Origin of the sequence: Snodgrassella sp. W8158, from assembly GCF_016100435.1 — a bacterium.
In the GTDB taxonomy this organism is placed as follows: Bacteria; Pseudomonadota; Gammaproteobacteria; order Burkholderiales; family Neisseriaceae; genus Snodgrassella; species Snodgrassella alvi.
Genome location: NZ_JACFSM010000001.1, coordinates 773125 through 788124 on the forward strand (window position 1 = coordinate 773125; position 15000 = coordinate 788124).

The 15000-nt window shown below is 43.7% G+C and carries 15 protein-coding genes; 5 read left to right on the plus strand and 10 right to left on the minus strand.

Annotation, left to right across the window (positions count from 1 at the left end; translation table 11 throughout):
• Positions 1-45 precede the first annotated feature (45 nt).
• The 9 genes from atpE to H3V11_RS03375 form a co-directional block, all read right to left on the minus strand.
• A complete protein-coding gene (gene atpE, locus H3V11_RS03335) occupies positions 46-276 on the minus strand; it encodes a F0F1 ATP synthase subunit C (RefSeq protein ID WP_078475492.1) in 231 nt (76 codons plus the stop codon).
• Positions 277-331: 55 nt separating this feature from the next.
• Positions 332-1192: a F0F1 ATP synthase subunit A gene (atpB, locus tag H3V11_RS03340; RefSeq protein WP_084586237.1), complete on the minus strand. Its 861-nt coding sequence runs from the start codon at positions 1190-1192 to the stop codon at positions 332-334.
• Complete coding sequence (locus H3V11_RS03345; protein WP_171991531.1) at positions 1189-1521, minus strand: ATP synthase subunit I; 333 nt, start codon at positions 1519-1521, stop codon at positions 1189-1191. Before H3V11_RS03345 ends, atpB begins: the two co-directional genes overlap by 4 nt.
• Before the next feature lie 206 nt (positions 1522-1727).
• Positions 1728-2582: a ParB/RepB/Spo0J family partition protein gene (locus H3V11_RS03350; protein ID WP_084586238.1), complete on the minus strand. Its 855-nt coding sequence runs from the start codon at positions 2580-2582 to the stop codon at positions 1728-1730.
• An 87-nt stretch (positions 2583-2669) separates the two neighbouring features.
• Complete coding sequence (locus tag H3V11_RS03355; RefSeq protein ID WP_025331630.1) at positions 2670-3440, minus strand: ParA family protein; 771 nt, start codon at positions 3438-3440, stop codon at positions 2670-2672.
• Entirely contained in the window at positions 3437-4072 is a 636-nt protein-coding gene (rsmG, locus tag H3V11_RS03360) for a 16S rRNA (guanine(527)-N(7))-methyltransferase RsmG (protein ID WP_078475489.1), read from the minus strand. Before rsmG ends, H3V11_RS03355 begins: the two co-directional genes overlap by 4 nt.
• The gene (gene mnmG, locus H3V11_RS03365; RefSeq protein WP_084586239.1) at positions 4065-5957 is read right to left on the minus strand and encodes a tRNA uridine-5-carboxymethylaminomethyl(34) synthesis enzyme MnmG; all 1893 of its coding nucleotides are present in this window, start codon (positions 5955-5957) and stop codon (positions 4065-4067) included. The genes rsmG and mnmG overlap by 8 nt, the downstream gene beginning before the upstream one ends.
• A gap of 148 nt (positions 5958-6105) precedes the next feature.
• The gene (locus H3V11_RS03370) at positions 6106-6429 is read right to left on the minus strand and encodes a hypothetical protein (protein WP_084548188.1); all 324 of its coding nucleotides are present in this window, start codon (positions 6427-6429) and stop codon (positions 6106-6108) included.
• Positions 6430-6469: 40 nt separating this feature from the next.
• Positions 6470-6907: a surface-adhesin E family protein gene (locus tag H3V11_RS03375; protein ID WP_198223602.1), complete on the minus strand. Its 438-nt coding sequence runs from the start codon at positions 6905-6907 to the stop codon at positions 6470-6472.
• A 93-nt stretch (positions 6908-7000) separates the two neighbouring features.
• On the opposite strand from H3V11_RS03375, the gene recQ reads away from it, so the two are divergent.
• The 5 genes from recQ to H3V11_RS03400 all read left to right on the plus strand — a co-directional run bounded on the left by recQ (position 7001) and on the right by H3V11_RS03400 (position 14291).
• Positions 7001-8791 (plus strand): DNA helicase RecQ, encoded by a 1791-nt coding sequence (gene recQ / locus H3V11_RS03380; protein ID WP_198223603.1) that lies wholly within the window; start codon positions 7001-7003, stop codon positions 8789-8791.
• Between the two features lie 932 nt (positions 8792-9723).
• A complete protein-coding gene (gene nrdD / locus H3V11_RS03385; protein ID WP_198210174.1) occupies positions 9724-11865 on the plus strand; it encodes an anaerobic ribonucleoside-triphosphate reductase in 2142 nt (713 codons plus the stop codon).
• A 2-nt stretch (positions 11866-11867) separates the two neighbouring features.
• Positions 11868-12338: an anaerobic ribonucleoside-triphosphate reductase-activating protein gene (gene nrdG, locus H3V11_RS03390; RefSeq protein ID WP_198223604.1), complete on the plus strand. Its 471-nt coding sequence runs from the start codon at positions 11868-11870 to the stop codon at positions 12336-12338.
• Between the two features lie 381 nt (positions 12339-12719).
• A complete protein-coding gene (locus tag H3V11_RS03395) occupies positions 12720-13277 on the plus strand; it encodes a hypoxanthine-guanine phosphoribosyltransferase (RefSeq protein WP_174830780.1) in 558 nt (185 codons plus the stop codon).
• 783 nt (positions 13278-14060) lie between these two features.
• Positions 14061-14291: a hypothetical protein gene (locus tag H3V11_RS03400; protein WP_174830725.1), complete on the plus strand. Its 231-nt coding sequence runs from the start codon at positions 14061-14063 to the stop codon at positions 14289-14291.
• A gap of 301 nt (positions 14292-14592) precedes the next feature.
• Here the strand turns inward: H3V11_RS03400 and H3V11_RS03405 are convergent, their stop codons facing one another.
• Entirely contained in the window at positions 14593-14991 is a 399-nt protein-coding gene (locus tag H3V11_RS03405) for a cytochrome b562 (RefSeq protein ID WP_198218720.1), read from the minus strand.
• Positions 14992-15000: the final 9 nt, after the last annotated feature.

Sequence of the window (15000 nt, forward strand, 5' to 3'; positions counted from 1 at the left end):
GTGTTTATTAATTAAAACAGTTAACAACCAGCAAATCCAAGTTTATCAGCCACCAATTTTGATAAAGTATAAGAATGATACGCCCAGGGAGATAATGAACGTAGCATCAATCATACCCATGATAATGAAGAATTTACCCAGCAATGAGCCCATTAATTCAGGCTGACGGGCAGAAGATTCCATGTATTTTGCACCCAGCATACCAATACCGATAGAGGCACCCATTGCAGAAATACCAATCATCAGACCACAAGCGATAGCGATTAAACCACCCATTTACTTAACTCCTTAAATATAAAAAAAGAGAATACTACAACAAATAAACTGACCCTTAATGGGAATCGTGAGCCTGACCCAGATAAACAAAAGTCAGTACCATAAAGAGATAGGCCTGCAGGGCGATTACCAGAATATGGAATATAGCCCATGCCAGACCTGCAATAATCTGCAGGATAAACAGCATAACATCACTGACACCGGCGGCACCGGACACACCCCATGCACCACCCATTAAGGCAATAACCATAAACAGAATTTCACCGGCATACATATTACCGAACAGTCGCATACCATGTGAAAGGGTTTTGGAGAAAAACTCAATAATATTCATCAGAAAGTTTGGGATAAACAACCAAACTTTGTTACCGAACGGCACACTGAATAATTCATGAATCCAGCCACCCAGTCCCTTGATTTTAATATTATAAACAAAACATAAAAACAAGACTGAAATCGCCATGGCCATGGTTGCATTCAGATCGGCAGTAGGTACTACACGCAAATAGGCATGATGATCACCGGTAGCATGCTGCCATGCCCATGGCAGTAAATCTACTGGCAATAAATCCATGATATTCATGAAGAGAATCCACATGAATACAGTCAGCCCCAGAGGAGCAATAATCTTACGAGATTTCTCGTTATGAATCATATCCTTGCAGGCACTGTCAACGAATTCAATCAGCAATTCAATTGCAGCCTGAAAACGGGTTGGCACGTCTGCTTTCATACGTTTTGCTGCTATAAACAAGATAGCAGAAGCGATTACACCGGTCAGAATGGAAAAGAATAGTGTATCCAGATCAAGAAATGAGAAATCAACCAGATTTGTCTGATAATCTGGTGATTTCTGGGTGTAATTAATTAAATGATGGCTAATATATTCGCCCGGAGTCATCTCTGTGCCGCTCATAATAACAATCTTTTTCTAAATGTGAACAATCCAGCCTGACTGACCAGTATTAGTCCTGTCAGGAAAGCAAACCAGTTAACAGCGGAATAGCATAAATACACCAATAACATCATCAGGCATATCATCAGAATTTTGCTAATCTCGGCCATTAACAGTGTTGCAGGTAATAGCGCCGGTAATTTTTTTGCAGCAATAATAGTTAATATCGCCAGTAATGTAGGTATCAGGTAACTCAGCCCACCTAATACTGCTGACCAGATAGCAGAATAATTCCACAACCATGCGGACACGCAAACTGCGGCAAACAACATGACTGTTTGCCAAAACATGATCCACTTCATTCTGTTACCCTGAAAAACACTTCGGTAAGCTGCAATAATATAATCAACTAATACAATATCGTCAAGTAATTTTGTGAAATTTTGTTAAATTAACTACACCTAATTAATTAATTTTTCTATATATTTCTACAATATTGCTTAAACTGATAACCCAACTAAACAATTTTGCCACAGTTAATTTCTGTTTGCAGGAATTATTCTAGTCCTAATTTCTGTAATAAATGACTTAAAGTTTCCGGATTATCAAACTGTAGAATAATCCGGCCGCTGCGCTGATTTTTACTTTGTACCTGCACAGGCACAGAAAAACGCTGCTCAAGCGCCGCTTCTATTTGTTGAACTTCACTGCTTTTTTCTGCCGGATGGCGTTTGGCAGCCTCCGGTTTAGCCTGAATTTGCTGACAGCGACGCTCAACTTCCCGTACTGACCAGCCATTTTGTACTGCTTTCTGTGCCAGGTCAATTTGCTGGATAACCGGCAAAGTTAATAAAGCTCTGGCATGTCCCATTTCCAGCTGACGGCCATACATCAGGTCCTGAACCGGTTGAGGAAGATTAAGTAAACGGAGACTGTTAGAAATACTGCTGCGGCTACGTCCAACTGCTTTGGCTACTGTATCATGTGTAAGACCGAATTCATCTACCAGACGCTTCAACCCCCGGGCTTCTTCGATAGGATTCAGGTTCTGCCGCTGGATATTTTCAATCAGTCCCATGGCCAGCGCAGCTTCATCGGTAATACTTTTGATGACTACGGGTATTTCCTGCAACCCGGCAAGCTGAGCAGCACGCCAGCGACGCTCACCAGCGATAAGTTCGTACTGATGTAGCCCCATTTCACGTACGATTACTGGCTGAATAACGCCCTGAGCACGAATTGAATCAGCCAGTTCCTGTAACCCTTCATCATCAATCTGGGTTCGAGGCTGATAACGCCCGGGAATAATATCTGTAACTGCTACTGTTGTTAAACGATCCCCTCCGGTAATATCGCTACCGGAACCAAGCAGGGCATCCAGTCCTGCACCCAAACCTTTTGCTTTTACCATGTATCGCTCTTTAATTTCCGGATTAACACCACATTGTGGCAAAGGCTGTTATTACATAAATACATTTAATTTATGCTTATTAACTGCTTATTTGCTGGTACGCAGCAATACCTCATCAGCAAGTGCCAGATAGGCTCTGGTACCAGTGGCACGAGGATCATATTGCAAGGCCGGCATGCCATGGCTTGGTGCTTCTGCCAGACGTATATTACGCGGAATCGGTGTACTGAACAGCTTATCGGGAAAGTGGGTACCCAGCTGTTCGTCCACCTGTTTAGCCAGCAAACTGCGCGGGTCGTACAGGGTACGGACAATACCTAAAATATCCAGTTGCGGATTGATGGCCTGGCGGATTTTGCGCACGGTGGCAATCAGATCGGAAATACCTTCCAGTGCATAATACTCACACAACATGGGTACAATAATGTGCTGTGCTGCAACCAGACCGTTAATGGTTAATAAAGTCAGTGTCGGCGGGCAGTCAATGATAATGTAATCGTACTGATCTGCCACCTGTGCCAGTGCATTTTTCAGGCGCATTTCCCGCGCCAACTCCTGCACCAGCTCCACCTCAGCACCTGCCAGAGCACGATTAGCAGGCAAAACATCAAAACCGCCATGCTGAGCAGAAGTAATGGCCTGCTGAATAGTTTCATTACCAAGCAACACAGCATAAACTCCGCTGGTTACATTGGCTTTATTAATGCCACTACCAGTCGTGGCATTACCCTGAGGGTCGAGATCAACTATCAGGACTCTGGACTTTTTTTCCACCAACGAAGCGGCCAGATTAACTACGGTTGTAGTTTTACCTACCCCGCCTTTCTGGTTGGCTACTGCAATAATATGCGCACTCATGCACTTTCTTTCTTGCGTACCAGAACCATATGCCGCTCTGCATCCAGATGCGGTACGCTGAGTTTATCTACCCGGATCAGTTCTGTATTTTCAGGTAACCGTTCAATTTCTTCATAGGGATAAACTCCCTTCATAGCCGCCCAGTAACCGCCTTTTGCCATCAGCTGTTTAGTGATGGTAACAAAATCATTCAATTCAGCAAAAGCCCTGCTGGTAATGACATCGAACTGCTCACCAACCATGGCTTCTACCCGTGCCGTTATAACCTGCACATTACTTAAGCCCAGCTCGATTACTGCCTGTTGCAGGAATGATGTTTTTTTGCTGTTAGCATCAAGCAGGGCGACAGCCAAATCAGGACGCGCTATAGCTACGGGTATGCCCGGCATACCACCGCCGCTGCCTACGTCAATCAGGCCTCTTGCATGCTCTACATAAGGCAAAAGAGTGAGACTGTCGAGAATATGATGACTGATAACATCCTGATCATTGCGCAGTGCAGTCAGATTGTAGGTACTATTCCATTTTTTCAACAGCTCTATAAAGGCCAGTAATTGTAATTGCTGCGGAACAGTCAGTTCGATATTCATCTGCTGCAAACCTTGTTGCAACATGGTTTTCATGTCATTCATATTTTTTTGCTCCCTCAAAACCCCGTTTCAGATGCACCATCAGTAATGCGACTGCCGCCGGAGTGATACCGGATATACGTGAAGCCTGTCCAACTGTTTCGGGACGAAATTGATTCAGTTTTTGTTGTACCTCTGCGGAAAGGCCTTTTACCAGCGTGTAATCAATGCTGGCCGGTAATTTTAGTTTTTCCAGATTCTGACGGTGGCTGATTTCTTCATTTTGCCGCTCAATATAACCCTGATATTTGGCCTGAATTTCTACCTGCTCAGCCGCATCGGCTTCAAGTACTTCTTGCTGCGCATTAGGTAAAGTCATTAAGTCAGCATAGCTGACATTAGGCCGGCGCAGCATATCCAGCAAACTGGATTCTTTACTCAGTGGCTGACCCAGCACCCGCTGCTGATCACTCAGTGGCAGATTCAATGGTGTATACCATGTGTGGCTCATGCGTTGCAGTTCGCGCTCAACTGCTTCCTGTTTTCGCTGAAATATTTGCCATTGCGCATCATTGACCAGACCAACAGCTCGCCCCAGACCGGTCAGACGCATATCAGCATTATCTTCACGCAATTGCAGACGGTATTCGGCACGACTGGTAAACATGCGGTACGGCTCAGTAACGCCTTTAGTAATCAGATCATCCACCAGTACACCTAAATAAGCCTGATCTCGTTGCAATATCAGTGGTTCTGCTTCACGCAGATATAATACAGCATTGGCTCCGGCAAGTAAGCCCTGAGCGGCGGCTTCTTCATAGCCGGTAGTACCGTTAATCTGTCCGGCAAAAAACAGTCCGGCTATATTTTTGGTTTCGAGACTGGCCTTGAGATTACGCGGATCAAAGTAATCATATTCAATGGCATAACCGGGGCGCAGAATATGTGCGTTCTGCAATCCGGGCATTGAATGCACCAGCTTTAACTGAATATCAAACGGCAGACTGGTAGAAATACCATTCGGATAATATTCGTGTGTTTTCAGCCCTTCAGGTTCCAGAAAAATCTGATGGCTTTCTTTATCGGCAAAACGATTGATTTTATCTTCTATAGAAGGACAGTAACGTGGACCGACTCCCTCAATTTTACCGGTAAACATCGGGCTGCGGTCGAAACCGCTACGGATAATATCGTGGGTATGACTATTAGTATGAGTAATCCAGCAGGAAATCTGCTGCGGATGTATCTCCCGGCTGCCACGTACTGAAAATACTGGTGCCGGATTGTCGCCCGGCTGTTCTTTAAGCTGGCTGAAATCAATACTGCGTCCATCAATTCTTGGCGGAGTACCGGTTTTCAGACGTCCCTGCGGTAAATTCAGCTCTTTCAGGCAGCCTGATAAACGCTGGGCTGCCGGATCACCGGCACGGCCACCGGCATAGTTTTCCAGACCAATGTGAATTTTACCAGCCAGAAAGGTACCTGCCGTCAGCACCACTACACGACTACGGAATATAACACCCATTGCCGTCATTACCCCGACAGCACAGCCATGTTCCACAACAATATCTTCTACCTGCTGCTGAAATAATTGCAGGTTCGGCTGATTCTCCAGCATGGAACGGATAGCTGCTTTATACAGAATGCGGTCGGCCTGTGCCCGTGTTGCACGTACTGCGGGTCCTTTTGATGCATTCAGGCGACGAAATTGAATACCTCCGTAATCAGCAGCCAGTGCCATTGCCCCGCCCAGTGCATCCAGTTCGCGCACCAGATGACCTTTGCCGATGCCGCCAATAGACGGATTACACGACATTTGTCCCAGAGTTTCGATATTGTGGGTAAGTAATAATGTTTGCGCACCCATACGCGCAGCGGCCAAAGCCGCCTCTGTACCGGCATGTCCGCCGCCCACCACAATTACATCGTATTCAATCGGATAATTCATTTGACAACAGTTGATTCCATAGCATTGTTTTTTCAAGAAACAATGCCTGAGCAAAATAGTGCTATTTTACGCGAGCTGTTGCCATTTGTCAGGCATGTAAAAATGCAAAGTGATTTTTCACCCCGGCAGTTATTGCAGTCTGTCTGTTTTAACGGCCGTGCACACCCTGCCATGCGGCATCCAGTCTGGTACCGGCTGCCTGTAATGCAGCATCAGCCTGCTGGCGCTGAACATCAGCCTGATTAAAATCATTTTGCAGACGAGTAACATTATCCTGTGCATTTTTCAGCTGTAACTGCGCTGATTGCAACTGAGTTTGCAATTGCAATGCTTTACTCTGGCTGGCACTTTGTGCTGACAGTGCTGCCTGATAAGCTTTCTGAGCACTGAGTAATTCAACATCGGCAGGAGATTCTGCCCATGCCGTAACCGCCAGACCTAAAATCAACCACAAGTTATATTTTACTTTCATGCCTGCTAACTTTCTTAATCAGAATTAATCTTAATTAGAATTAATGTGCACATACATGCTGATATTGCTGTTCGGAAGCTGAACCACTGGTAATACCCATCGGGCGCAAGTCTGTTTCGCCAAAATGATCCTGACGGATCAGTTCGCCATGCGCATCCAGCAACTCTACATCAAGTACCCGGAATATTTTACGACTACAGTCAATCTGTGTTGTACTCAGTGCGGTTTTATAAGCCGGTGTATTACTGTAATACTGCTGTTTAGGGTCGATAACGGTTTTGCGATCGCGGAAAGTAACCAGATTACCCTGGCGTTTAATACTGCCGCTATCAAGCGCATACTGGATATTACCACTGGCGGATACACCAAGCTCAACCCAGTTGCCGCTGGCTTTCGGAACATTGGTGGTAGTACATGCAGCCAGAATAGCACAAACAGCCAAACTGGTTATCAGGTGACGGAAATAAATGATTTTCATGCTAATTCCTTGCAACAGCCATCAGGTAACTGTCGGAAATAAAGGTAAATTGCAGTACAATACCCGTTTCAGATTAAATGTAACAGGTGTTTTGTGACCCATGCCGAGCAAATTTTACACGATGTTTTCGGCTATCCGGAATTTCGCGGACAACAGGCAGAAATTATCGATACAGTAGCCAGCGGTCATAATGCACTGGTACTGATGCCTACCGGCGCGGGCAAGTCTTTATGTTATCAAATTCCGGCATTAATGCGCGATGGTGTCGCTATTGTGATTTCACCACTGATCGCACTGATGCAGGATCAGGTTACAGCTCTGAATGTCAATGGTATTTCTGCCGCCTGTGTACACGGAGGCACGAGTAGTGAAGAGATACAGCGCATTGCTGATGAAATCGCGGCTGAGCATCTGAAGCTATTATATGTAGCACCGGAACGTCTGGTGATGCCGCGTTTTTTACAGTTTTTACACAATACCCGTATTAGCCTGTTTGCGATTGATGAGGCTCATTGTGTCAGCCAGTGGGGACATGATTTTCGCCCTGAATATCAGCAACTGAGCATTCTGGCAGACGAATTTGCTAGTATTCCGCGTATTGCCCTTACTGCCACAGCAGATAATGCCACCAGAGCAGATATTCAGCACTATCTGGATTTAACAGACGCACGATTATTTGTTTCCAGCTTTAACCGCCCGAATATTGACTATCAGGTTATTGAAAAAAACAACGGTAAGAAACAGTTATTACAATTCATCCGCAGCCAGATGTCCGGAGAGAATGGTATTGTGTATTGTCTGTCACGCAAGCGTGTGGAAGATATTGCTGCTTTTCTAAGCGAAAACGGTCTGACTGCCCTGCCCTATCATGCCGGACTGGACTGGGAAATACGCAGCCGAAATCAGCGCCGCTTCACACAGGAAGATGGCATTATTATCGTAGCAACAGTAGCATTTGGTATGGGTATAGATAAACCGGATGTACGTTTTGTTGCCCATCTTGATATGCCTGCCAGCATTGAACATTTTTATCAGGAATCAGGGCGTGCCGGCCGTGACGGCCTGCCTGCCACCAGCTGGCTGTGTTATGGCCTGAATGACTGGGTACTATTGCGCGAACGGATTGAGCTTGCTGAGCGCGATGAAGCGCAAAAACGCATTGATTTACAAAAACTCGATGCCATGCTGGCCTTTTGTGAGACTGCAGACTGCCGCCGCCGGCTCTTGCTGCGCTATTTCGGAGAGGAAGGTGAGTCCTGCGGACATTGCGACAACTGCACTGACCCGCCCAGCAGATTTGACGGCACTGTACTGGCACAAAAATTACTTTCGTGCGTGTATCGGGTAAAACAGCGTTTTGCTACCGGACATGTGATTGATGTTTTACGCGGTCGCGAATCAGACTTGGTAATACGCTGCGGACACCAGCATTTATCTACTTTCGGTATAGGCAGTGAATTAACAGTTAAAGAGTGGCGTACAGTGGTACGGCAATGCGTTGCGTCAGGGTATCTGAATGTTGATATAGCCAATCAGGCATTACAGCTTACTGAGCAGGCACGGGCAGTATTAAAAAACCAGCAACAGGTCTGGCTGCGACCATTGAAGCATGATAAAACCCGCAACAATCGCAATACTGATACCTGGCTGCGTACTGAACGCGAAGAACGTCTGTGGCAAACGCTGCGCAACTGGCGTAAAGAACGCGCCAGCAAAAACAATGTACCAGCCTATACCATTTTTGCCGACCGGACATTACAGGATTTAGTCCGGCATCCGCCGGCCACACTGGCTGATTTAAACCATATTTATGGATTAGGTGAAAGTAAAATCAGAAATTTCGGTGCAGATATTCTGGCCCTGTGTCGCAAATGGGCGCAATAATAGTCAGAACGTCTCTGCTATTCTGCTCATAAATCATTTATTTCCTCAGTTTTTATAACTTTTATCTTTACTTATCCGGTCATGATTCTGCCTTTATACCGATACAGCAAATAGTTTTTCATAACAGGTGATTATCGGCAGAATAACACCTGATTTTACCTACTTTATGTGCATGAGAATGTCCGGTAATACGGGCATTCTGCAGCTGGTATCCTGCCATTATCTGATTATTATTTTTATCTGTTTTTGGTAATTTATCGCATCTATTCTAGGGTTCATTTACCCATCCATCTGATTAGTTTGGCTGTATGCGTTTTTACAGCCATCACCTGTCTGCACATTTATAAAAGCATAGCAGCTCAATTTCGACTGATAGGTATTCCTGCCTTTATCAGACACCTATTATGCTCAAATTTATCTGTTATATAGATTCGCTATCATTACCGATGGCAAACTGTACTGTTTACCCGGTTGTCAATTATAAGTATCCCCATCAGCCTTAACTTAGGCTACTTGCATAGCAATCATCAGATAATGACAATAAGCATATTACTGAAAATAAAATTATCTAATTCAGACATGTTACCTTCTAACAGAAATTTCAGACGAGCTGGTTACAGACATCAGCATTTCAGTTGCAGGCAAGAAATGACCATTTTTTACACTTTGTTTTCAATAATATAAGCCAATGATTTATCTATAATAAATAGCCATGTCAACCATGAATGATGCGCTATATCAAATAAATGTGAAAAATGCTGCTTTATTCATCATACAAATCCCATATATAGTAAAAAAAAGCGCAACAACAGCATTTAAACACTAAATATAGTATTTTTACATATAAGCACTGTGATCAGACAAATTGTTATTATTTAATAACAATGCAGTAACTGCTGCCGGTTATTACAGGCGGCAGAAGGATAATCAGCATGAAACCCATTGTAATTAAAAGAGATGGTTGTCACGTACCTTTTGATACAGCCCGCATCAAAGAAGCCATACAACAAGCAGCCAAAGCAGTACAGATTAACGATATCGATTATTGCCATCAGGTGGCAGAAAGTGTGGCCGGTCATCTTGTCGAGCGTGAGTACATTGATATTCATGATATCCAGCAGGCTGTTGAAGACCAATTAATGGCCGGACAGTACAAGGAACTGGCCAGGGCGTATATTGAATATCGCCATTCCCGCGATGTGGCACGTGAATCACGCAGTCGTCTAAATCGTGAAATTCAGGGTTTGGTTGAACAAACCAACTTTAGTCTGCTCAATGAAAACGCCAACAAAGACAGTAAAGTTATTCCGACACAGCGCGATTTACTGGCCGGCATTGTCGCCAAACACTACGCTCAACAGCACCTACTTCCACGCGATGTGGTACTGGCACATGAACGGGGTGAAATCCATTACCATGATCTGGATTATGCACCTTTTTTCCCAATGTTTAACTGCATGCTGATTGACCTGAAAGGCATGCTGACTAACGGTTTTAAAATGGGTAATGCCGAAATCGAGCAGCCGAAATCAATTGCCACTGCCACTGCGGTAACCGCACAGATCATTGCGCAGGTAGCCAGCCATATTTATGGCGGCAGCACCATCAACCGAATTGATGAAGTACTGGCTCCCTTTGTTCGTGCCAGCTACAACAAACATCTGGCAGTTGCAACTGAATGGCAGATTGCCAATGCAAACGAGTATGCACGTGCACGTACTGAAAAAGAGTGTTATGACGCCTTTCAGTCACTGGAATATGAAGTTAATACCCTGCATACGGCTAATGGTCAGACTCCTTTTGTAACCTTTGGCTTTGGTCTGGGTACAAGCTGGGAAAGCCGGCTGATACAAACTGCTATTTTACGCAATCGCCTCGCAGGCCTTGGTAAAAATGGCAAAACAGCCGTTTTTCCCAAACTGGTATTCAGCATTAGAGATGGTATTAACCACAAAGCCGGTGATATTAACTACGACATTAAACAGCTGGCTCTGGAATGTGCTTCCAAACGTATGTATCCAGATATTCTTAACTATGATCAGGTTGTCGCTGTTACCGGTTCCTTCAAAACCCCGATGGGCTGCCGCAGCTTCCTTGGTGTCTATGAAGAAAACGGGGAGCAAATCCATGAAGGACGAAACAATCTGGGAGTTATCAGCCTGAATCTGCCCCGTATCGCCATAGAAGCCAGATATGATGAAACACGTTTCTGGCAGTTACTGGATGAACGTCTGCAACTGTGCCGCAAAGCACTGATGACACGCATTGCCCGTTTTGAAAATGTCAAAGCAAGAGTAGCTCCGATTCTGTATATGGAGGGTGCCTGCGGGGTACGTCTGAATGCTGATGATTCAGTAGCTCAAATATTCAAAAACGGCCGCGCCTCAATTTCACTGGGTTATATCGGTCTGCACGAAACCATTAATGCCCTGTATGGTACCGAAAAACATGTTTTTGATAGCGAAACCCTGCGCGAGAAAGCCATTGCTATCGTACAAAAACTGCGTGACACTGCCGACCGCTGGAAAGCCGAAACCGGTTATGGTTTCAGCCTGTACAGCACACCCAGTGAAAACCTGTGTGATCGCTTCTGCCGGCTTGATACTGCCGAATTCGGGGTTATCGATGGTGTGACCGATAAAGGTTACTATACCAACAGCTTCCATCTGGATGTTGAGAAAAAGGTTAATCCTTACGATAAAATCGATTTTGAAGCACCCTATCCGAAAATGGCCAGTGGCGGTTTTATCTGCTACGGGGAATATCCGAATTTACAGCACAATCTTAAAGCATTAGAGGACGTGTGGGACTACAGCTACCGTTACGTTCCCTATTACGGAACGAATACACCGATCGATGAATGCTACGACTGTGGATTCAGCGGTGAATTTTCCTGTACCAGCAAAGGTTTTGTCTGCCCGAAATGCGGCAATCATGATCCTGCACGGGTATCCGTTACCAGACGTGTATGCGGTTATCTGGGCAGTCCGGATTCCCGCCCGTTTAATGCCGGCAAACAGGAAGAAGTTAAACGACGGGTCAAACACCTTGGTCAGCAATGTGGTGCACTGTAAGTATGAATTATCATCAGTATTATCCGGTTGATGTTGTCAACGGTCCCGGAACCCGCTGTACGCTGTTCGTAGCCGGCTGTGAGCACAAATGCCCGGGCTGCTATAACGCCACCACATGGCGGACAGATTCCGGTAAACCATTTGACCAGCAGATGGAAGAGCTGATTATCAGCGACCTTAACGACAAACGTATTGTGCGTCAGGGGCTGTCGCTCACCGGCGGAGATCCGCTGCACCCGCATAACCTGAATGCTATCCTGAAACTGGTCAGACGGGTACGGCAGGAAACCGAACATAAAGACATCTGGTTATGGACAGGCTACACACTGGCAGAATTATCACCGGCGCAAATGCAGATTGTAAATGAAATCAACACCCTTATCGACGGTAAATTCATACAGGAACTGAAAGATCCGGCGCTAGTCTGGCGCGGCAGCAGTAACCAGCAGATTCATTACCTGCATCCGGTATAATTCAACCATTTGACACCATTGTAGTTAACAGATTAATTCTGCATAACAGCAATGGTGTTTCTTTATTTCTTGCCGTCAGAAAATTTTTCTAATAAACCAGCCAGTTATTTTACTCGCATGTTCTCAGACTGCCCGAAATGGCCGGAATAGCATAAAATTCGCGTATTGCAAGTAAAATTCTGGGATAATTTACCTTTAATATTCTGGTTTAAACAATCAAAATATATTCGTCTTAGTGCTGCCAAATCACCAGAGCAGCACAAATTTACTCAATTAAACCGTAGACAACACTACCTGCATCTATTCTGAGCATATTGGTGGTCAGTTAATAGTGACATACGGTTTTATTTACCCGGATACACATGGACAATACCAATGAGCATAATTGATGTAACTGACAGACGCGCCGAAACTCAGGCAATGCTGGATAAAGCAGATTTATTGTTTGACCGCAGAACCTGTGAAACCAGGCTGGAGCAAATGGCTGCGGACATCACTGCAGCATTAAGTGATAAATACCCGCTGGTATTACCGGTGATGGGTGGTGCAGTTGTTTTCACCGGAAAATTACTGCCATTACTGCGTTTTCCGCTGGATTTTGATTACATCCATATTTCCCGCTATGGTGATAAGCTTAAAGGTGGTAATTATCAGTGGCTGCGTGCCCCGCAGAATGCGGTAGCCGGACGCCACATTCTGGTACTGGATGATATTTTGGATGAGGGGCATACACTGGCAGCCGTAAAAAAACAGATACTGGAAATGGGTGCAGCCAGCTGTTCTACAGCTGTTTTTGCCAACAAACTGATAGGCAAAGAAAAACCCATTATGGCTGATTTTGTCGGACTGGATGTTCCCAATCGTTATGTTTTCGGGTATGGCATGGATGCTGAAGGTAAATGGCGTAATCTGGACGAAATTTATGCTCTGGCTGAGTAATTGTCAATAACAGTATCTATTATATGCAGGCCATGGTTATCTACACTGTGGCTACTTGCTCATTCTTAGATTTTCCGGTTTTGAAATACGTATAGCATAATCAAATTTAATTCCATTATTATCATTAATAAAATCACGGTTCACTCAAAGCTATAGCATTAAAACTGTATCTAAATCATTAATATATCTACTGCGTTAAATAATCATTTTTGAAAGACAGCAAACTGTTTCAAATCTGCTTTAAAATATATTTTTTATAAAAAATAAAGAATTAATGCGGGATTAAGCTAATTCATGTTCAAATTCAAATAACAGCCATACAGCACTAATAAAAATGTTAATATCATAATATATCAGCATACATAGAATATATATACTAAATATATATAAAAAATAATATGTTATATTTTATTAAATAGTTTTTTTAATGATTACAATAAAAAGATAAAATATTACATTAACTACTGATTATATTATTTAATTAACACATTCTTGACAAATTTAATTACTCGCCAGTATGATGTCTATACCGTATTAAATAGTACGGTCAGCTCTGGAAGGCTGTTTTATCAGACAGATAAACCATTAATATTTTTCATTATGGTTTTTTCATATTCTGTTTACCGAGTCATTGGCATACCTTTTCGATGGTAGACAATGGCAGGGAGGCTTTATGCCTGCCGGTTCTGATTAACGGTCTTCCAGCCTTGCCATTCTTCTGCCGCCAGATGCGTCTGGAAGCGCATAGCGGTTTGATTAGAATAATCAGGAAAGGCAGTGTTTATGACTATTTTTGTGGCGGAAAGCCGCCATTTGGAAGCGTATATGTTACGCCTGTTTCCGCCAGCGATGGCTCCAATTACCAATAAGCAGGTTTTACCAGAGTTTTGTCATATTAATTTGCGTGAAAACAACACCTTTGGTTCTGATATACGCTTATTTATCAGATATAAACTGAAACGCCCTAAAAAAGTAATTATTTACTCAGCCAAGCCTGACAGCAAAGTTAATTGAGTATTATAATCAGTAATGAGATAGTTAGTTTTTATAATATATTATATTTATTGCATTTAGTATATTTTTTGTATTAATAGCTACAATTATCTGATTGTAGAAAGGGGATAAAGAAATGTTGCAAAAAAAGGATTGCCTGAAAAATTTAAGATAATGTCCGTACAGACTCATTGATTCCGGTCATTATCTATCAGTTAGTTTATTTGTCTATGTTTCCTGGTTCTTTAGCTTTTTAAGGGGCGGAACCAGGCTTTTTGCATTCTGGACTATCGTTTTTACTGCTATACCGCCCTAGTATCTTTTATTGCCTCATCGCTTTATGCCCTTCATCACGTAATTGCAATATTTTCTTACCTTCTGCCTTAGCCTGTACCATTTTTCCCGCTTTAACCAGATTATTGGTTTTATCAATTTCTGCAATCAATTTATCCATCTCAGCATAGTATGCTCTCAATTTTGAATTATTCGGTGCAGCATTTTCCAGACCGGAAGGTTTTTTTGCTTTAGCGGCCACGGCAGCAGCCCGCATACTGGCCAGAGCTTTACTGGCATCTGCGACTGTTTGCGCTGAATTAAAACGCGCATAACTCATATTAATAGCACTCATATAAACGTTTACGCCATTCGCCTGAACAGTCATCACTGATAATATCAGTGATAATAACAATATCCCTGCAGAGAGAAATTTTTTGGTTGCCATCTGATTTTC